The organism is Cognatishimia sp. F0-27 (assembly GCF_020667845.1).
Classification (GTDB): domain Bacteria; phylum Pseudomonadota; class Alphaproteobacteria; order Rhodobacterales; family Rhodobacteraceae; genus JAFMPQ01.
The window spans coordinates 1-18,753 of record NZ_JAFMPQ010000032.1; the positions used below are offsets into that span (position 1 = coordinate 1).

An 18,753-nucleotide genomic window follows, 5' to 3' on the forward strand; every position below is an offset into this window, starting at 1 on the left:
CGCTCTCCGCTCTCCGCTCTCCGCTCTCCGCTCTCCGCTCTCCGCTCTCCGCTCTCCGCTCTCCGCTCTCCGCTCTCCGCTCTCCGCTCTCCGCTTAGAGTTGCGGGTTCTGCGGCTTCCGCTCTGTGCTTTCCCCTCCGCGCTTTGCGCACTCCAATTGCCACTCTTTCTTCTGCGCTCTGCGCTTTCCTCTCTCTCTGTTCTGCGCTCTGAATTGCGGGTTCTGCACCTTCCGCTCCGCGCTTTCCTCTCCGCGCTCTATGCGCTCCAATTGCCATTTTTCCGGCTCCGTGCTCAGTTGGTTGGCCCTACAGGCCGAGATCGTGAGCAGTCTACGCATCGTGATCGGCGCTGTGGCGTTCGACCAGGCTCGCCGCATCTGCCTGTCGCCCAACCGACACCGCGCGCGGCCCATCAGCGCCGCGCGGCCTCTCACGGTTGTGCGTCCCGTAGGTATCCCGCCCCGGTCAGCCTACCTCGCTTGGCGTGCGCGCGAAGCCTGCGCCTTGGCGGACGCACACATATAGGCCGGCCGACGCGACCAACCGCCGATATCCATCGTCGCCATGCAAAGCTCGGCGCGCGCCATCCGCGGTCATCCCGAAAGGATCGAAGCGATGGCCCGGCGATACGCGTCAAATCCCATGGTCGCCTTGTTGCCCGCAAAGCCTTCGTAATAGGACCGACCGTCCGGCATTGGCAGTCCTGCCCATGTCCGGGCAAGGTTCTTCATGAAGGTTTGCTGCGACATGCGCCCGGCCAGCGCCTCTGCCAGACCGGCATCCGCCAACAACAGATCCGCCAACCGGTTCTGCACCGCCGGCGTGAACGGTGTATCGGGGTCCAGTTCCAGACGGGCCACGAGCCAGCGCAGCGTCTTTGGGATGAACTGGTACCGACCGATCGCGTGCGGCTGTCCGGGGGTCGCATGAATCCATGCGTCGATCTCGCGCAAGGTCATCTGGGTGGGGGGCTTCGGCGGCTTGATTCGCGCGCCGAACTGAACCGCATCAAACCCGTCCGGACCGGCTTCGGCCTTGGCGATCAGGTCGCGAATACGGTCCGCCGCACTTCCGGCCCGGGCCGACAGCGGTTCGGGCAATGGCGTGCTGCGCGCTTCTGGCAAAGGGGCAAACAGGCTCGTTTCGGCCCGTCCGACAAAAAGCGACGCGCCGACGACCGGGCTGGTCCCCCGGTCCATCGAAAACAGGGGCTTGCGATCCGCAAAGAACGCCCCGGGCTCGGCCCGCACCACCCCGGCCAGCAGGCTGCACAGAATCGCTGCAATACCAGCCACATGTGTGCCGAAGCGGCGCAAGGATATCCGAAAGACCAAAACCGCAATCATGCCCTCCGGTGTCGCACAACAAGGTTTACACTTGCTTTCCAACGCAGGACCGTCGCGTCTGCGGCGCGCGGATCGGGCGCCCGGCTTCGGCGCAGCCAGCTTTAAGGCATGGGGCCCGAGGGCGGATGGGCAAGACGTCATGGGGAAATCGCGCATTTTTGCTCTCGATCCGCACCCGAGCCTGCAGTATGCCCACCCCATGGCCCAGATCAGATCCCTTTTCACCACCCGCCTGTATCAGGCTGCGCTCTCCGATCACCCGCCCGGCATCGATGCGGCAGAGCTTGAGGCGTCATGCTATTCCATCGCCGAGGATGACGACGCGGGGCAGGACTGGTGTGAGGCCAACGGCTATCCGGGATACACCTCCTACGCGTCGCTGACCGACCTGCCATGGCGGTTCCCGATCTTCGCCGATCTGGTCAAATCGCTGGATGCGCATGTTGCGGATTTCGCCAAGGATGTGCAGTTCGATCTTCAGGGCCGCGCGCTTGTGCTCGAAGACCTCTGGATCAATATCCTGCCCGAAGGCGGCACGCATTCCAGCCACATTCATCCGCATTCCGTGATTTCCGGCACGACCTACGTGGCGATGCCCGACGGCACCTCTGCGCTCAAGCTCGAAGACCCGCGCCTGCCGATGATGATGGCCGCCCCGACCCGTGTGAAAGACGCGCGCGAGGAACTGCGCCAGTTTGTCTATGTCGCGCCGAAGGTCGGTGACGTGCTGCTCTGGGAAAGCTGGCTGCGTCACGAGGTTCCGATGAACATGGCCGAGGATGAACGGATTTCGGTGAGCTTCAATTACAAGTGGGCATAGGCCGCGGCACCGCCTTCTTGCCTAGAAGAAGATCGATCTGAACGGCGGTAGCAGGGTTGCAGCGACGAGGCCGACGACCGCGCCAACGATCAACCGGGGGACAAACCCGCCGAGCCGCGGCGCCGCCACGCTCAGGCAGCCGCAGACGACGGCGTAGAAGGAAAGGGTGATTGGGTCCATGTCGCCGTCGCTCCATTGTCTCGCTGTTCGGGAACTATAGCATATCCCCGGGCGGCGGGGCGCAAACTGCTCGAAGACCAACTCGAACGGGTCGCCGCTAGGCCTTTCGATGCGCCGGGCGGTCCGTCATGGCCAGAGGGTCCGATCTCGGAAGCCACCCATGGCGCGACGCTGGTCCACAGGCCAAAGCCACCCGAAGCCGCGACGCGGACAACCCGTACTTTGTCACGCGGCGCTTCGAGCGGGCTCCCGCTGCAAACCCAACGATGGCTTCAAAGCCCAGGTCGATCCGGTCAGCCGCGCGTCGCATATCAACGGGTTCTGACCCTAGACGATGGGCAACCCGAGTTTCGAGACTTCGGCACGGCATCGCGGCGCGATATCACGCCGGTCCCCTCCGATAGACTGCCAGCGCGCCATCAGGGCGTCGAAGCGCCCCCGTTCCGCACTGCTCCAGGGTTCGGTCAATGGTTCGTCGACGCCAATCGCGAAAAGGGTGAGGGAAACCGACAGAAACGTGATGTCCGACGCGCTGCAGGTCTGTTTCACAGGCACTGCCTGCAACGCATCGAGATCCTGCGCCAGCACGCGGCGCGATGCGTCACTCAACGGCAATCCGGCAAGCGAATGGCGGTCGCCTACAGGTATGCCGGTCGAAACCGGTTCGACCGTCTGACATGCCGCAAGTCCAAGGGCCATGCCTGCGGCAAGAGAATAGGGGCAAATACCCATCCACGCTCTCCTCGTTGACCACAGCCGGATTGTGAGGCGTGTTCGGAGCGCGGTGCCTTGATCAAAATCAAGCCCATGGTCCGGCCATGTGCTGCGCCGTCCGTCCCAATTTGGAGGCGTTTGATGGATGCGTGCATGGCGCGATCCGCGCCGCGTGCGTCCGCGCGGAGGTCCTGTTCCGAACCGGCTGTCGGGGTCGAACCGGTTAGCGGATGCACGGATGCATGTGCTGGTCCGGTCGTGGATTACAAGGCAAAGGCTGGTTGCCTCTGCATCATGTGCCGGTGTCATCGGCCCTTTGGCGGGGCCCGCTCCGGTCCGGCGAAGGCCACGACTGACGCAAACCGTTTTTTGGCGATGGCCTCGAACGCCGCACGCTGTGTTCCTCCCGTGTCGAAGGCGTTGGAGGGCGCGACCCTGCGCGTGGGGCGGTCTGATCTTCGAGATCTGAGTTCACAACGACAACCTGCGTAGCAAAAAACCGACGCGCAGAACTGATCCTTGGTGTTGACAGGCTTCTTGCGTGGGTGAGGATGCAAGATCGATACGGGGGGCTTCGGATCAATTGACCCAATGCGCAGGGCATAGACTTGAGATGCCGTCAGTGGTCAGTGGTCAGTGGTCAAAGGTCACACAGGTCACAGAGAGCGGCAGTATGCGATCCGGGCTGCACCGGGTCGCGCCAACGGCTGCCGGTTGGACCCTTGGGCCGGTGCCTCACAGGGTCGAAACCGGGATGGGCGGCCAAGCGCGCACCGGTTATAGCGAGGTCTGTCCGCTGGGGTGACCGGCATTGCTTCGTCACCCTGGCCGGGGGTGCCACAAGCAGTCCGCCGACGGGCTGTGACACGCGGTTCAGATGGCGGGGATCGCGACATGCGCCTGTGGCGTGGTGGCGATCTGCCGGGAATGCGCAATGCCCCCCTTGCCAAGTCGGCCCAACCCTTCTATAGCGCCACTTCATCCACGGACTCCACCGGAATCAGGGTGACCTTGCACGCAAGGGCAGGGGCTCTCCGGTGATGTTGAGAAAGGAAAAGGCGATGAACGCCAGCGAACTCCGTGACAAGACCCCGGATGAACTCCGGGACCAGCTTGTCCAACTGAAGAAAGAGGCCTTCAACCTGCGCTTTCAGCAGGCATCCGGCCAGATGGAAAGCACCGCGCGCATGCGTGCCGTGCGTCGCGACGTCGCGCGCGTGAAAACCATCCTGAACGAAAAGGCCGCTGCTGCGGCAAGCGAGGCGTAACGACATGCCCAAGCGTATCCTCCAAGGCACCGTCACCTCCACTGCAAACGCGCAGACCGTCACGGTCAGCGTCGAGCGTCGCTTCAAGCACCCTGTGCTTCAGAAGACGATCCGGAAGTCGAAGAAGTATCGCGCCCATGACGAAGCGGAAAAGTTCGCCGTGGGTGATACGGTGCGCATCATCGAATGTGCGCCGAAGTCGAAAACCAAACGCTGGGAGGTGATCGCGGACTAAGCGCATCCGCCCTCGCAGGCGGCCTCGCGGCATTGATGCAGCGAGGCGCGCATGCAAAGGCGCGATGAGCAAAAGCCCGAGACCACATCTCGGTTTGAACGAAACCCCGGGGTCAATGTCCTAAAAAGGCGGCCCCGGACGTCGGGAGAAACCAAATGATCCAGATGCAGACCAATCTGGATGTCGCTGACAACTCCGGTGCTCGCCGGGTTCAGTGCATCAAGGTCCTCGGCGGTTCGCACCGCCGTTACGCATCGGTCGGCGATATCATCGTCGTCTCGGTGAAAGAGGCCATTCCGCGCGGTCGCGTGAAAAAGGGGGACGTCCGCAAGGCCGTCGTCGTGCGCACCGCCAAGGAAGTTCGCCGCGAAGATGGCACCGCCATCCGCTTTGACCGCAACGCAGCCGTCATCCTGAACAATTCCGGCGAGCCGATCGGCACCCGGATCTTCGGGCCGGTTGTGCGCGAGCTGCGCGCCAAGAACTTCATGAAGATCATCTCGCTTGCCCCGGAGGTGCTGTAATGGCTGCCAAACTCAAGAAGGGTGACAAGGTTGTCGTGCTCGCCGGCAAGGACAAGGGCAAGACCGGTGAGATTTCCGCTGTCATGCCAGCCAAGGGCAAAGCGGTTGTCGACGGCCTCAACATCGCGATCCGCCACACCCGCCAGTCGCAGACGAGCCAGGGTGGCCGCATCCCGCAGGCCCAGCCCATCGATCTGTCGAACCTCGCCATCGTGGACGCCAACGGCAAGGCAAGCCGCGTCGGGTTCCGTATGGAAGACGGCAAGAAAGTGCGCTTCGCCAAGACCACGGGAGACGTGATCTGATGCTCGACACTGCAAACTACACCCCGCGCCTCAAGGCGAAATTCGCCAACGAGATCAAGGCCGCCATGAAGGAGGAGTTTGGCTACTCCAACGACATGATGATCCCGCGTCTCGACAAGATCGTGCTCAACATCGGTTGTGGCGCAGAGGCGGTTCGTGACAGCAAGAAGGCCAAGGCCGCTGTCGAGGACCTCACAGCCATCGCCGGCCAGCAGGCCGTGTCGACCAAGGCCAAGAAGTCCATCGCCGGCTTCCGGGTCCGCGAAGAGATGCCGCTTGGTGCCAAGGTCACGCTGCGTGGCGACCGGATGTTCGAATTCCTCGATCGTCTGATCACCATCGCGATGCCCCGCATCCGTGACTTCCGCGGCGTGAAGCCCTCCTTCGACGGTCGTGGCAACTTTGCCATGGGCCTCAAGGAGCACATCGTGTTCCCCGAGATCGAGTTCGACAAGGTCGACGAGGTCTGGGGTATGGACATCATCATCACCACCACTGCGCAGGACCTCGGCGATCACACCGCCGATGCGCAGGCAAAAGCGCTGTTGAAGCATTTCAACATGCCCTTCAACGCTTAAGGAGCGAGCATCATGGCCAAGAAAGCAATGATCGAACGCGAGAAGAAGCGCCAGCGTCTGGTGGAGAAATACGCCGCCAAGCGTGCGGAGCTCAAGGAAATCGCAAACGACGAATCCAAGCCGATGGAAGAGCGCTTCAAGGCGCGCCTGAAGCTTGCGAAACTGCCGCGCAATTCCTCGCCGACCCGCCTGCACAACCGGTGCCAGCTCACGGGCCGTCCCCACGCTTATTACCGTAAGCTCAAAGTCAGCCGGATCGCCCTGCGCGAGCTGGCCAGCAATGGCCAGGCCCCCGGCATGGTCAAGTCGAGCTGGTAAGGAGGGTTTGAACAGATGAACGATCCTATCGGTGATATGCTCACCCGCATTCGCAACGCCTCCATGCGCGGCAAGTCGACCGTCTCCACGCCGGCTTCCAAGCTGCGCGCCTGGGTTCTCGACGTGCTGAGCGACGAAGGCTACATCCGCGGCTACGAGTCCGGGACCGACCACCGCGGTCACCCGACGCTCGAAATCAGCCTCAAATACTATGATGGCGCCCCTGTCATCCGCGAGCTCAAGCGGGTCTCCAAGCCCGGCCGCCGCGTCTACATGGGTGTCTCCGACATCCCGCAGGTCCGTCAGGGCCTCGGCGTGTCCATCGTCTCGACGTCCAAGGGCGTCATGTCTGATGCAACCGCACGCAGCCACAATATCGGTGGCGAAGTGCTCTGCACCGTATTCTAAGGAGGGCTTCATGTCTCGTATCGGCAAACAACCGGTCGCGCTGCCCTCGGGGGTTTCGGCCTCGGTTTCGGGTCAGACGATCGAAGTGAAAGGGCCGAAAGGCACCCAGAGCTTTACGGCCACCGACGATGTCACACTCGCGGTGAACGACAACACGGTGACGGTCACGCCGCGCGGCACGTCCAAGCGCGCCCGTCAGCAATGGGGCATGTCCCGCACAATCGTCGCCAATCTGGTGCACGGCGTGTCCGACAGCTTCAAGAAAGAGCTCGAGATCCAGGGCGTGGGTTACCGCGCACAGGTGCAGGGCAAGGTTCTCAAGCTGAACCTCGGCTACAGCCACGACGTGGATTTTCAGATCCCCGACGGGATCACGATTGTCTGCCCGAAACCCACCGAAATCGTGGTCGAAGGCCATGACAAGCAGGTGGTGGGCGAGGTTGCGGCAAACATCCGCGACTGGCGTCGTCCCGAGCCGTATAAGGGGAAGGGTATCCGCTACAAGGGCGAATACATCTTCCAGAAGGAAGGCAAGAAGAAGTAAGGACGCAAGGACATGGCAAACAGTAAACGTCAACTGTTCCAGAAGCGCCGCCTGCGCGTCCGGAACAAACTCCGCAAGGTTAACGCAGGTCGCGTGCGCCTTTCGGTTCACCGTTCGAACAAGAACATCTCGGTTCAGCTCATCGACGACGCGCAGGGCAAGACGCTCGCTTCCGCCTCCTCGCTCGAGAAGGATCTGGGGTCGGTCGGCAAGAACAACGCTGAAGTGGCCGCCAAGGTTGGCTCCGCAATCGCCGAGCGTGCGAAGGCGGCTGGCGTGACCGAGGCGTATTTCGACCGCGGTGGCTACCTCTTCCACGGCGGCATCAAGGCGCTCGCCGATGCAGCCCGCGAAGGTGGTCTGAAAATCTGATGCGGTGGCGGGGGCAACCCCGCCGCTTCACGTTTCCGCGGCCGGCGGCGCGTTTTTTCGCTCCGGCCACGGACCGCAGCCCTGCTGCACCTAAAACGGCTTACACCGGGGCACCCCCGGGAATGCGTGAGCCACAAGACTTGCAGGCGGCGCGCCGTCTCGATGATCCGGGTTCCGCAGCGCGGGACACTAGGATTGGACAACCGGACCAGGGGGAAACCCGTGGTCGCTCAATGAAAGAGGATGCCGCATGGCAGACCGTGACAACAACCGCCGGGGCAACCGCCGCGACCGCGACGAAGCCTCCGAATTCGCCGACCGCCTGGTCGCGATCAACCGCGTTTCCAAGACCGTCAAGGGTGGTAAGCGCTTTGGCTTTGCAGCCCTCGTCGTCGTGGGCGACCAGAAGGGCCGTGTGGGCTTCGGCAAGGGTAAGGCCAAAGAGGTCCCCGAGGCCATCCGCAAGGCCACTGAGCAGGCCAAGCGCAAGATGATGCGTGTGCCGCTCAAGGAAGGCCGCACGCTGCACCACGACATCGAAGGCCGCCATGGCGCGGGTCGCGTCGTGATGCGCACCGCCCCGACCGGGACAGGGATCATCGCCGGTGGTCCGATGCGTGCGGTGTTCGAGATGCTGGGCGTTCAGGACGTGGTCGCCAAGTCGATCGGGTCGCAGAACCCTTACAACATGATCCGCGCCACGCTGAACGGCCTCGGCCGCGAGCAGTCGCCGCGCAATGTTGCCCAGCGTCGTGGCAAGAAGGTAGCCGACATCCTGCCCAAGCGGGACGAAGCACCCCAGGAATCCAGCCAAGTCGCTGAGGAGGCGTGAGATCCATGGCAAAAACCATCGTCGTCAAGCAGATCGGCTCTCCGATCCGCCGCCCCGCCAAGCAGCGTGAAACGCTGATCGGCCTCGGGCTCAACAAGATGCACAAGACCCGCGAGCTGGAAGATACGCCTTCCGTGCGCGGCATGATCCGCAAGATCCCGCACCTCGTCGAGATTGTCGAAGAGCGCGGCTAACCGCATCACTGACGGTTACTGATATCAAAGACCCCGGGGACAGGTGCCCCGGGGTCTTTTGCGTTGACGGTAATGCAGTGCGCGAGCCTCTTGCGCGCGTCCGTGATGCGGAACATCCCTGTCGGGCGCAGAAAACTCTCGATGCTTTTCCGCCCCTATTGCGCCGCCAGACCCTCCTCGTGTCTTGCAGTGCTTATCCTCTCTTTCTGAACACCCGGTTTCTTACCGACCCTTTGACAACCCCCAGAACGGCGCGCATCGCGCCATCTTCCTTACCCTTCGCAACCCACCGCCCGCGGCATTGTCCTCATCGCGCCGATGGACCGCTCCCTGCGACTAGCTGTCTCCGTCACCGCTTGCCAGACCCCCTGCGCATGGCACGATCTTCCTTGCCCTTCACAAACCACCGCCCGCGGCATTGTCCTCATCGCGCCGACGGACCGCTCCCTGCGATTTGCTGTCCCCGTCACCGCTTGCCAGACCCCCTGCGCATCGCACGATCTTCCTTGCCCTTCGCAAACCCCCGCGCGCGGCATTGTCCTCATCGCGCCGATGAACCGTCTCGTTTCACGCGTTGCAATCGCGGCGCCGGCACTGTCCTTCCGCGCAAGCCCCTTGGCCGCAGACAGACGAGCCCGGTTCACGCGGCTGGCATCCTACCGTCCAGAACGCCGCTGTTTCACGCGACTCATCGGAAGGCCTGCGGCTCGAAGGCTGCCATCAAACTGCGCCTGTCCCCGCCCCGCAAACGCCGCATGTCCGAACGCCGCTTGCAAGCCGGGCTGCGCTCGCCCACCATCGCCCCCGGAGGATCCCGCCATGTCTGATACGCCCGACATCACCCGCTTCGATCTCAACGCCATCGGCGCGGACTTCATCGCCAACCCGCACCCGACACTGCATGCCCTGCGCGCGCAGAACCCGATCCACCATAACCCCGACGGCTCGGTGTTTCTCACCCGCCACGCGGATGTGCTGGAGGTCTACCGGTCCCGAGCGATGCTGTCGGACAAGACCGAGGCGTTTGGTGAGAAATTCGGCCAATGCCCGCTCCTGACCCACCACACGACCAGCCTCATATTCAACGATCCGCCCTATCACACGGTGGTGCGCAAGCTGATCTCCGGGGCGTTCACACCGCGCAAGCTTGCGGCGTTCGAGCCGCTGATCGCCCGCATCGTCAACCGGTTGCTCGACCGCGTCGAGGATCTGGGCACGCTCGACCTGATCGAGGACTTCGCCAAGATCCTGCCCACTGAAATCATCTCGCTGATGCTCGGTATTCCCGAATCGCACCGCTCCGAGCTGCGCGGCTATTCCATCGCCATCCTCGGTGCGCTCGATCCCGTGGTGCCGCCGGACAGGCTCGCGGCGGGCAATCGCGCGGTCACCGAATTCGGCGCAATCCTGCGTGAGCTCATCGCGTATCGCCGCGCCAACCCGGAGGACGCCGGGGAGGGCGAGGTGCTCGATGCGCTGATCTTCGGGGAGCATGAGGGCCGCACGCTCACCGACGAGGAACTGGTGCAGAACTGTATCTTCCTGCTCAATGCCGGTCACGAAACCACCACCAGCTTTGTCGGCAATGCCATCGGAACCTTGCTGGATCATCCCGGCGAGCATCGCCGCCTGCTCGACGATCCGGACCTGATCACCGCCGCAATCGAGGAATTCCTGCGCTATGAAAGCCCGTTGCAGATCGGCAATCGGCTTGCGGGCGAAGACATCACGCTGCCCTCCGGCACCATCCCGAAGGGCACCTATATCCACACCTCGATCGGGGGCGCGAACCGCGACCCGGCGGTGTTCGATCAGCCTGACCGCGTCGATCTCGGCCGCCGTCCGAACCGGCAGATCGCCTTCATCACCGGCATCCATGTCTGTCTTGGCGCGACCCTCGCCCGCGCGGAAGGGCGCATCGCCATCGGACAATTCGTCAAGCGGTTCCCGAAGCTGGCGCAGACCGGCCCGCGCGAAATCCTGCCTTTGGCGCGGTTCCGCGGCTATACCGCCTTCCCGATCTCCGTGCGCTGAGCGTGACCTCCGGCGGTGTGGTCCGCGGATGGCCCAACCGGACGCCACCTCAGCGTCGACAAAAAAGGCCCCGCATTTCTGCGGGGCCGTCATTCCTGGGAGCCAGAGCGGATCAGGCCGCCTTGCGTCGACGATTGCCGCCGCCGCCGCTGCGACGGGACCGGCCACCGCCGCCCCCTCCGCCGCCGCCACCGGCGCTGCGCTTTTGTCCGCCGCCGCCGCCGCCCGGGCGACCGCGCCCGCGACCGCCGCCTTTTGCCGGACGGACAGGCTCGAACGGCTCGCCGCCCGCAACGTCGATCTTGCGTCCCATGACCTTCTCGACCGCGCGCAGCTCGTCCATTTCCTCGGCAGAGCAATAGGCAATGGCGGTGCCATCGCGCCCGGCCCGCGCGGTGCGCCCGATCCGGTGCACATAATTGTCGGGCACGTTGGGCAGGTCGAAATTGTAGACATAGCGCACAAGCGGGATGTCGATCCCGCGTGCGGCCACATCCGTGGCGACCAGCACCGTCAGTTCGCCTTCGCGGAAGGCGTTCAACGCCCGGTCACGCTGGCCCTGCGACTTGTTCCCGTGGATCGACGCGGCGGCAAATCCTGCCGCTTCGAGGTTCTTCTTGAGCCGCTCCGCCCCGTGCTTGGTGCGTGCAAAAACCAGCGCCGCTTCAGAGCGGTGCGTGTCGAGATGCTTCTTGAGCAGCGCCGTCTTGGCGGATTGTTCGACAAAATGCAGCGATTGCGCAATCCGTTCCACCGGTTTGCCCGGCGGGTTCACCTCGATGCGCACGGCATCGTTGAGATAGGCCCCGGCGATTTCGTTCATCTGTTTCGGCATGGTGGCCGAGAACAGCATCGTTTGCCGATCTTTCGGCAGGAGCGGCGCAATCTTGCGCAGCGCGTGGATAAAGCCGAGATCCAGCATCTGATCGGCCTCGTCCAACACGAGAAAGCGCGTCTGGTCGAGCCGGACGGCCTTGCGGTCAAGCAGGTCGATCAGCCGGCCCGGGGTCGCCACGAGCAGGTCCGTGCCGCGTCCCATCTTCTGGATCTGAGGGTTGATCGAATTGCCACCCACCACAAGCGTGATCCGGATCTGCGTCTTGTCGGCATAGACGCGGAGCGCCTCGACGATCTGCTTGGCCAGTTCGCGGGTTGGCGCAAGGATCAACCCCCGCGCCGTTTTCGGGTCGGGTTTGCCTTCCATCCGCAGGAGCGTGGACAGGATCGGCAAACCGAAAGCGGCCGTCTTGCCGGAGCCGGTCTGCGCAAGGCCCATCACATCGCGGCCGTTCATGGCGTGCGGAATGGCCTTTGTCTGGATCGGGGTCGGATCGGTGATGCCGGCGGCGGCGAGGTTTGTCTGAAGGCGGGACGGCAGTCCCAGCATGTCAAAATCCAATGGATTTTCCTTTGTCTGACGCACGGCCCGGTCTCCGAGGTGCTCTACGCACACCGGACGGCCCAAACCGCGCAAGGGGGCGCCACGCACCGTGTCGGAGCGCCGGGCATACGGGTGAAGCCCTGACATGCGCATACAGCCGGATTGCCGCATGGCCGTCAAAGCCATGGAACCCCGCGTGAAATGGGAACCGATATCGGAAAGAGCGGTCGCTGCCTGACGGGTGCCCTGTGGGCGCTCGGAACGACGGGCTGCCCACTCACGCGGTGGGGCGACCGATACGCGGCATATGGGGCAGGGGGCGGGCCTTGTCAACGGGTGCGTGGAATCAGGGGCGCGGCTGTGCCTTTTGCACCGGTGCCGTTGCCGGGCCGCGATGGCCCCGGGAAGCCCTGTCCGGACCAAGGCCGAAGAAGCCCGCCGAGGATCGGCGAGACGGAGCCTTGATCTGCACCAAAAGCACCGCTATACGCGCCCGGTGGTCCACAGAGGCCCGATTCACAAAGCAAGAAAAGCCGAGGTCTGCCCATTTCGCTTCGCGGGCAGCATCCGGCAAGGAGAAGCGACATGAAACTCAATGAACTGCGCGACAATCCCGGCGCAACCAAATCCAAGCGCCGTGTTGGCCGTGGTCCCGGCTCGTCCAAGGGTAAGATGGGTGGCCGTGGTATCAAAGGTCAGAAATCCCGTTCGGGTGTGGCGATCAATGGCTATGAAGGCGGCCAGATGCCGCTCTACCAGCGTTTGCCCAAGCGCGGCTTCAACAAGCCGAACCGCAAGGCCTACGCCGTGGTCAATCTTGGCCTGATCCAGAAATTCGTTGACGCAGGCAAGCTTGAGGCCGGCAACATCACCGAGGATACGCTTGTGTCCTCCGGGCTGGTGCGCCGCAAGCTCGATGGCATCCGCGTGCTCGCCAAGGGCGATGTCACCGGCGCGCTGACGATTTCGGCGACCGGCGCCTCCAAGGCCGCCATCGACGCCGTGGCCGGCAAGGGCGGGTCGCTTTCGGTCACGTCCGCGGCAGCGGCGGAATAACGACTTGTGAGCGGCCCCTGCGCCGCTTACATCTTGTCCACGTTTTCCATTGAACGCCGCCCGACGGAAAACACGTCGTGGCGGCGTTTGTCATAGACAGAGAGATCCGCATGGTATCCGCAGCAGAGCAAATGGCCGCCAACACGAGTTGGGCGGCGCTTGGCAAAGCAACCGACCTGCGCAATCGCATCCTGTTCACCCTTGGCCTGTTGATCGTCTACCGGATCGGCACCTTCCTGCCGGTTCCCGGCATCGACGGTGGCGCGCTTCGGGATTTCGTCGACCAGGCGGGGCAGGGCATTGCCGGTATGGTGTCGATGTTCACGGGCGGTGCGCTCGGTCGCATGGGCATTTTCGCGCTCGGGATCATGCCGTATATCTCGGCCTCGATCATCGTGCAGCTCCTGACATCGATGGTGCCGAAGCTCGAACAGCTCAAGAAAGAGGGCGAGCAGGGCCGCAAGAAGATCAACCAGTATACGCGCTACGGCACGGTTTTGCTGGCGACGATGCAGGCTTACGGCCTCGCCGTGTCGCTGGAGGCGGGCGATATCGCCGCCGATCCGGGCTGGTATTTCCGCGCGGCCTGCGTGATCACCCTTGTGGGCGGCACCATGTTCCTGATGTGGATCGGTGAGCAGATCACCGCACGCGGCATCGGCAACGGCATCTCGCTGATCATCTTCGTCGGCATCATCGCCGAGCTGCCCGCCGCGCTGGCGCAGTTCTTCGAGAGTGGCCGGTCCGGCGCCATCAGCCCCGCGGTGATCGTCGGGGTGATCGTGATGGTTGTGGCGGTGATTGCCTTCGTGGTCTTCATGGAGCGGGCGCTGCGAAAAATCACCATTCAGTATCCGCGCCGCCAAGTCGGCATGAAAATGACCGAGGCCCAGAACAGCCACCTGCCGGTCAAGGTGAACCCGGCGGGCGTGATCCCGGCGATCTTCGCCTCTTCCCTGCTGCTTCTCCCGGTGACGATCTCGACCTTCTCGGGCGGCGAGAACGCGGGCCCGGTGATGTCCACGATCCTTGCCTATTTCGGACCCGGACAGCCGCTCTACCTGCTGTTCTTCGCGGGGATGATCATCTTCTTCGCCTATTTCTACACCTTCAACGTCAGCTTCAAACCCGACGATGTGGCCGAGAACCTCAAGAACCAGAACGGCTTCGTGCCCGGCATCCGCCCCGGCAAGAAGACGGCGGAATATCTCGAATACGTGGTGAACCGCGTTCTGGCGCTTGGCTCTGCCTATCTCGCGGCGGTTTGCCTGCTGCCGGAGATCCTGCGCAACGAATTCGCGATTCCCTTCTATTTCGGCGGCACCTCGGTTCTGATCGTCGTGTCCGTGACCATGGACACCATCCAGCAGGTGCAGAGCCACCTGCTCGCCCACCAATACGAAGGTCTCATTCAGAAATCGCAGTTGCGCGGTAAGGGTAAGTCACGCAAGAAGAAGGGGGCTCCGGCGCGGCGATGAACATTATTCTTTTGGGACCGCCGGGGGCGGGCAAGGGCACACAGGCGCGGATCCTGGAAACGGAACGCGGTCTGACCCAGCTCTCGACCGGCGATATGCTGCGCGAGGCCAAGGACAGCGGGACGGAAATGGGCAAGATGGTTGCGGGCGTGATGGCGCGCGGCGAGCTTGTCACCGATGAAATCGTCATCGGTCTGATCCGCGAGAAACTGGCAGCAGGCGGCTCGGGCTTCATCTTCGATGGTTTCCCGCGGACCCTGGCACAGGCCGACGCGCTGGGGGCGCTGCTCGAAGAGATGAACCAGACCCTCGACAAGGTGGTGGAACTGCGCGTCGATGACGAGGCGCTCGTGGCCCGGATCACGGCACGCTCCACCTGCGGAAGCTGCGGCGAAGTCTATAACGACCTCACCAAGCCGATCCCCGCGGATGGCAAATGTTCCAACTGCGGCGGCACGGAGTTCAAGCGGCGGGCCGATGACAATGAGGAAAGCCTCAAGACGCGCCTGATGGCCTATTACAAGCAGACCTCGCCGCTGATCGGTTACTACTACGCCAAGGGCAATCACGCGGCGGTGGATGGTTTGGGCGAGATCGATGCGGTCAAGGCGGAGATCGCCATCGCGCTGGCGTGATCGGGTTCATTGATTATTAGCCGATCCGTGCTTATATTTGTCGCGCAACCAAGGGAGATATCCATGCTTCGTGAAGGTTACAGAGACTGATCCGAGACAGTGAAGTTGTCTTGTGAAGAGATTGACGGGGCGGCGCAGGTGATCTGCGCGGCCCCGAATACGTATTGGTGGGTCGCCCCGGCGGTGATTGCCTGCTCGGCCGTCATGGCGGCGCTGATCTCATTGCGCGCCATTGCCGCGAACAAGGAAATCGCCCGCAAGCGCGCAACTCTCGATCTGATCGAACGCTCCGAGTCCACGGAGTATTATCAGAGCCTGCACCGGGCTTTCACCGCCGTCCGCCGCGACGAGGGCGGGCTGGCGCAGCTTAAGGTGGTGACCAATCCCGATCTGATGCTGCAACGGCAAAGGGTTCTCAATTTCCTCAATCACTACGAAATCATTGCCATCGGCATCAAGAAGGGCGTGCTCGACGAGGACCTCTATCGCAGCTTCATGCGCTCCACGGTGGTGCGCGACTGGTTTGAAGCGGAGGATTTCATCGCGCATATCCGCCGCCCGACGCCGGACAGCGGGTCCAAAGTGAGCGCCAACAAGGCCTTCTCCAATTTTGAGGAACTGGCGCTCAAATGGGCGCCGGAGGTGCAGCTTGACCTGCCTCTTGAGGGGCAGTCCGACGGTGCCGACGATCCGAAGAACAAATCTCTTGACAGGGGTTGACCCGAGCGGCTCACGCCCATAGATAGCCGCATCCCGCAAGGGGTATCTCAGCCGAATCGCACTGCAGAGATCCGGCGCATCACCTCGATATGACGCTGGCCCGGACCGCCTTTTCAAGCGCCGGGCCGTTGTTGTGAAAAAAGGGCCTGGCGTTACGGGCTCGCAGCGAAAGGACAGACACTTGGCACGTATTGCCGGCGTTAACATCCCGACCCACAAGCGAGTGCCCATTGCACTCACATATATCACCGGAATCGGCCACAGCTCGGCCAAGCAGATCTGCGAGGCCGTCAATGTCGACGCCGCGCGGCGCGTGAACGAGCTCTCCGATGCCGAAGTGCTCGCCATCCGCGAGCATATCGACGCCAATTACAACGTCGAAGGCGACCTGCGCCGCGAAGTGCAGATGAACGTCAAGCGCCTGATGGACCTTGGTTGCTACCGCGGCCTGCGCCATCGCCGCAACCTCCCCGTGCGCGGTCAGCGCACCCATACGAACGCACGCACGCGCAAGGGCCCTGCAAAGCCCATCGCCGGCAAGAAGAAGTAAGGGAGGCTATTCGATATGGCACGTGATACTCGCCGTGGCGGCAAGAAAAAGGTCTCCAAGAACATCGCAGCTGGCGTTGCGCATGTGAACTCGACCTTCAACAACACCAAGATCCTGATCTCCGATGTGCAGGGCAACGCGATCGCCTGGTCGTCTGCCGGCACCATGGGCTTCAAGGGATCGCGCAAATCCACGCCCTACGCGGCACAGCTTGCGGCGGAAGACGCCGGCAAGAAGGCACAGGACCACGGTGTGAAGACACTGGAAGTCGAAGTGCAGGGCCCCGGTTCGGGTCGCGAATCGGCGCTGCGCGCGCTGGCCGCTGTCGGCTTCAACATCACGTCGATCCGCGACGTGACGCCGATCGCGCATAACGGCTGCCGTCCGCCGAAGCGCCGTCGCGTCTAAACGGCATCAAAATCAATCGAGGCCGGGTGGATTTTCTGCCCGGCCTCGAGTCGTCATTTGAAACCTCGGGCGCAGGCCTTTTGGGACATGGAAGGTTTGCAGGTATGGAGGGACGCATGATCCACAAGAATTGGGCAGAGCTGATCAAACCTCAGCAATTGCAGGTGAAGCCGGGCGCCGATCCGTCCCGCACGGCGACATTGATCGCAGAGCCGCTGGAGCGCGGCTTTGGCCTCACGCTCGGCAACGCGCTGCGCCGCGTGTTGCTTTCGAGCCTGCAGGGTGCGGCGATCACATCGGTGCAGATCGACAACGTGCTGCACGAGTTTTCGTCCGTTGCCGGTGTGCGCGAGGATGTGACCGACATCATCCTGAACCTCAAGGGCGTGAGCCTGCGCATGGAAGTCGAAGGGCCCAAGCGCCTGTCGATCTCCGCGAAGGGTCCGGGCGTTGTCACCGCGGGCGACATCTCCGAGACGAACGGCATCGAGGTGCTGGATCGCGATCACGTGATCTGCCACGTGGACGAGGGCGCCGAAGTCTACATGGAACTCACCGTCAACATGGGCAGCGGCTACGTCTCCGCGGACAAGAACAAGCCCGAGGATGCCCCGATCGGGCTGATCCCGATCGACGCCATCTATTCGCCGGTCAAGAAGGTCTCCTATGACGTGCAACCGACCCGTGAGGGCCAGGTGCTCGACTACGACAAGCTGACCATGAAGGTGGAAACAGACGGATCGGTGACCCCCGAGGACGCCATCGCCTTCGCAGCGCGCATCCTGCAAGACCAGCTGTCGATCTTCGTGAACTTCGAAGAGCCCGAAAGCGCGTCGCGTCAGGATGATGACGATGGTCTGGAGTTCAACCCGCTTCTGCTCAAGAAGGTGGACGAGCTCGAACTGTCCGTCCGCTCCGCGAACTGCCTCAAGAACGACAACATCGTCTATATCGGTGACCTGATCCAGAAGACCGAAGCCGAGATGCTGCGCACGCCGAACTTCGGTCGCAAGTCGCTCAACGAGATCAAGGAAGTGCTCTCGGGCATGGGTCTCCACCTTGGCATGGATGTCGAGGACTGGCCGCCGGACAATATCGAGGATCTGGCCAAGAAGCTCGAAGACTCGTTCTAAGAGATCCGGGCGCCCGCTTCCCCGCTTCGAACGGCGCGGACGCCCACCCACCCACCCCGTCGCCCCGCTCAAACCGGGGAAGCGGGCGGGTTTGGTGCCGCAAGGCATGCGCATGGTTTGTGCATTGGATGTGCATCGATTGTGCATCGGCCGGATTGGCCGGTTTCGGGTCGGTTTCGACCCCAAGGTGAGCGGTCCGCACGCACGGACTGCCGGACAAAGCAAAACAGCCCGTAGAGGGCAATTAGGAGTAAGACACATGCGTCACGCAAAAGGCTACCGCCGTCTCAACCGCACCCACGAACACCGTAAGGCCTTGTTTTCCAACATGGCTGGCTCTCTGATCGAACATGAGCAGATCAAGACGACCCTGCCGAAAGCCAAGGAACTCAAGCGCATCATGGACAAGCTGATCACGCTCGGGAAGCGCGGCGATCTGCATGCCCGCCGCCAGGCCGCAGCCCAGCTCAAGCAGGACAAGGACGTCGCCAAGCTCTTCGAGATCCTCGGCCCGCGTTATGCCGAGCGCCAGGGCGGCTACACCCGCGTCATGAAAGCCGGTTTCCGGTATGGCGACATGGCGCCGATGGCGATCATCGAATTGGTCGACCGCGACGTCGCAGCAAAAGGCGCTGCGGACAAAGCGCGCCTCGAAGCGGAAGAAGTGACTGAAGACTAAGCCGAATTCGGTTTTACAGGAAGTGTCGGGGCCCCATCT

25 protein-coding genes are annotated in these 18,753 nt (G+C 62.9%); 21 read left to right on the top strand and 4 right to left on the bottom strand.

Going from position 1 to position 18,753, the window contains the following annotated elements:
• Nucleotides 1–595: 595 nt before the first annotated feature.
• On the bottom strand, nt 596–1,348 hold the full coding sequence (locus J1C49_RS16005) for a hypothetical protein (RefSeq protein WP_227446846.1): 753 nt from the start codon (nt 1,346–1,348) through the stop codon (nt 596–598).
• Between the two features lie 199 nt (nt 1,349–1,547).
• On the opposite strand from J1C49_RS16005, the gene J1C49_RS16010 reads away from it, so the two are divergent.
• Nucleotides 1,548–2,168, top strand: coding sequence for a 2OG-Fe(II) oxygenase family protein (locus J1C49_RS16010; RefSeq protein WP_227446847.1), 621 nt, complete (start codon nt 1,548–1,550; stop codon nt 2,166–2,168).
• A gap of 21 nt (nt 2,169–2,189) precedes the next feature.
• Here the strand turns inward: J1C49_RS16010 and J1C49_RS16015 are convergent, their stop codons facing one another.
• A complete protein-coding gene (locus J1C49_RS16015) occupies nt 2,190–2,348 on the bottom strand; it encodes a hypothetical protein (RefSeq protein WP_227446848.1) in 159 nt (52 codons plus the stop codon).
• A gap of 327 nt (nt 2,349–2,675) precedes the next feature.
• The gene (locus J1C49_RS16020) at nt 2,676–3,080 is read right to left on the bottom strand and encodes a hypothetical protein (protein ID WP_227446849.1); all 405 of its coding nucleotides are present in this window, start codon (nt 3,078–3,080) and stop codon (nt 2,676–2,678) included.
• Nucleotides 3,081–4,123: 1,043 nt separating this feature from the next.
• Between J1C49_RS16020 and rpmC the strand changes: the two genes are divergently transcribed.
• The 12 genes from rpmC to J1C49_RS16080 all read left to right on the top strand — a co-directional run bounded on the left by rpmC (nt 4,124) and on the right by J1C49_RS16080 (nt 10,674).
• On the top strand, nt 4,124–4,330 hold the full coding sequence (gene rpmC / locus J1C49_RS16025) for a 50S ribosomal protein L29 (protein ID WP_227446850.1): 207 nt from the start codon (nt 4,124–4,126) through the stop codon (nt 4,328–4,330).
• A gap of 4 nt (nt 4,331–4,334) precedes the next feature.
• On the top strand, nt 4,335–4,565 hold the full coding sequence (gene rpsQ, locus J1C49_RS16030; protein WP_227446851.1) for a 30S ribosomal protein S17: 231 nt from the start codon (nt 4,335–4,337) through the stop codon (nt 4,563–4,565).
• Between the two features lie 155 nt (nt 4,566–4,720).
• Nucleotides 4,721–5,089, top strand: a complete 369-nt coding sequence (rplN, locus tag J1C49_RS16035; RefSeq protein WP_227446852.1) for a 50S ribosomal protein L14 — start codon at nt 4,721–4,723, stop codon at nt 5,087–5,089.
• On the top strand, nt 5,089–5,394 hold the full coding sequence (rplX, locus tag J1C49_RS16040; RefSeq protein WP_227446853.1) for a 50S ribosomal protein L24: 306 nt from the start codon (nt 5,089–5,091) through the stop codon (nt 5,392–5,394). The genes rplN and rplX overlap by 1 nt, the downstream gene beginning before the upstream one ends.
• Complete coding sequence (gene rplE, locus J1C49_RS16045) at nt 5,394–5,972, top strand: 50S ribosomal protein L5 (RefSeq protein WP_227446854.1); 579 nt, start codon at nt 5,394–5,396, stop codon at nt 5,970–5,972. The genes rplX and rplE overlap by 1 nt, the downstream gene beginning before the upstream one ends.
• A 12-nt stretch (nt 5,973–5,984) precedes the next feature.
• Nucleotides 5,985–6,290 (top strand): 30S ribosomal protein S14, encoded by a 306-nt coding sequence (rpsN, locus tag J1C49_RS16050; RefSeq protein WP_227446855.1) that lies wholly within the window; start codon nt 5,985–5,987, stop codon nt 6,288–6,290.
• A 15-nt stretch (nt 6,291–6,305) separates the two neighbouring features.
• Complete coding sequence (rpsH, locus tag J1C49_RS16055) at nt 6,306–6,698, top strand: 30S ribosomal protein S8 (protein ID WP_227446856.1); 393 nt, start codon at nt 6,306–6,308, stop codon at nt 6,696–6,698.
• A 10-nt stretch (nt 6,699–6,708) separates the two neighbouring features.
• Nucleotides 6,709–7,242 (top strand): 50S ribosomal protein L6, encoded by a 534-nt coding sequence (gene rplF / locus J1C49_RS16060; protein WP_227446857.1) that lies wholly within the window; start codon nt 6,709–6,711, stop codon nt 7,240–7,242.
• Nucleotides 7,243–7,254: 12 nt separating this feature from the next.
• Nucleotides 7,255–7,614 (top strand): 50S ribosomal protein L18, encoded by a 360-nt coding sequence (rplR, locus tag J1C49_RS16065; protein ID WP_227446858.1) that lies wholly within the window; start codon nt 7,255–7,257, stop codon nt 7,612–7,614.
• Nucleotides 7,615–7,864: 250 nt separating this feature from the next.
• A complete protein-coding gene (gene rpsE / locus J1C49_RS16070) occupies nt 7,865–8,446 on the top strand; it encodes a 30S ribosomal protein S5 (RefSeq protein WP_227446859.1) in 582 nt (193 codons plus the stop codon).
• Nucleotides 8,447–8,451: 5 nt separating this feature from the next.
• Nucleotides 8,452–8,640, top strand: coding sequence for a 50S ribosomal protein L30 (rpmD, locus tag J1C49_RS16075; protein WP_227446860.1), 189 nt, complete (start codon nt 8,452–8,454; stop codon nt 8,638–8,640).
• Nucleotides 8,641–9,459: 819 nt separating this feature from the next.
• A complete protein-coding gene (locus J1C49_RS16080) occupies nt 9,460–10,674 on the top strand; it encodes a cytochrome P450 (protein WP_227446861.1) in 1,215 nt (404 codons plus the stop codon).
• A gap of 112 nt (nt 10,675–10,786) precedes the next feature.
• Here the strand turns inward: J1C49_RS16080 and J1C49_RS16085 are convergent, their stop codons facing one another.
• Nucleotides 10,787–12,073 (bottom strand): DEAD/DEAH box helicase, encoded by a 1,287-nt coding sequence (locus tag J1C49_RS16085; RefSeq protein ID WP_227446862.1) that lies wholly within the window; start codon nt 12,071–12,073, stop codon nt 10,787–10,789.
• A gap of 567 nt (nt 12,074–12,640) precedes the next feature.
• Between J1C49_RS16085 and rplO the strand changes: the two genes are divergently transcribed.
• The 8 genes from rplO to rplQ all read left to right on the top strand — a co-directional run bounded on the left by rplO (nt 12,641) and on the right by rplQ (nt 18,714).
• Nucleotides 12,641–13,111, top strand: a complete 471-nt coding sequence (rplO, locus tag J1C49_RS16090) for a 50S ribosomal protein L15 (protein ID WP_227446863.1) — start codon at nt 12,641–12,643, stop codon at nt 13,109–13,111.
• 110 nt (nt 13,112–13,221) lie between these two features.
• Nucleotides 13,222–14,589: a preprotein translocase subunit SecY gene (gene secY, locus J1C49_RS16095; RefSeq protein WP_227446864.1), complete on the top strand. Its 1,368-nt coding sequence runs from the start codon at nt 13,222–13,224 to the stop codon at nt 14,587–14,589.
• On the top strand, nt 14,586–15,224 hold the full coding sequence (locus J1C49_RS16100; RefSeq protein WP_227446865.1) for an adenylate kinase: 639 nt from the start codon (nt 14,586–14,588) through the stop codon (nt 15,222–15,224). The genes secY and J1C49_RS16100 overlap by 4 nt, the downstream gene beginning before the upstream one ends.
• A gap of 99 nt (nt 15,225–15,323) precedes the next feature.
• Nucleotides 15,324–15,944, top strand: a complete 621-nt coding sequence (locus J1C49_RS16105) for a DUF4760 domain-containing protein (protein ID WP_227446866.1) — start codon at nt 15,324–15,326, stop codon at nt 15,942–15,944.
• 181 nt (nt 15,945–16,125) lie between these two features.
• Nucleotides 16,126–16,494 carry a 30S ribosomal protein S13 gene (gene rpsM / locus J1C49_RS16110; RefSeq protein WP_227446867.1) on the top strand — a complete coding sequence of 123 codons (369 nt, stop codon included), beginning with the start codon at nt 16,126–16,128 and terminating at the stop codon, nt 16,492–16,494.
• Between the two features lie 15 nt (nt 16,495–16,509).
• The gene (rpsK, locus tag J1C49_RS16115; RefSeq protein WP_227446868.1) at nt 16,510–16,902 is read left to right on the top strand and encodes a 30S ribosomal protein S11; all 393 of its coding nucleotides are present in this window, start codon (nt 16,510–16,512) and stop codon (nt 16,900–16,902) included.
• Nucleotides 16,903–17,018: 116 nt separating this feature from the next.
• Entirely contained in the window at nt 17,019–18,035 is a 1,017-nt protein-coding gene (locus J1C49_RS16120) for a DNA-directed RNA polymerase subunit alpha (protein WP_227446869.1), read from the top strand.
• Nucleotides 18,036–18,294: 259 nt separating this feature from the next.
• Nucleotides 18,295–18,714 carry a 50S ribosomal protein L17 gene (gene rplQ / locus J1C49_RS16125; protein ID WP_227446870.1) on the top strand — a complete coding sequence of 140 codons (420 nt, stop codon included), beginning with the start codon at nt 18,295–18,297 and terminating at the stop codon, nt 18,712–18,714.
• The last annotated feature ends 39 nt before the right edge of the window (nt 18,715–18,753 follow it).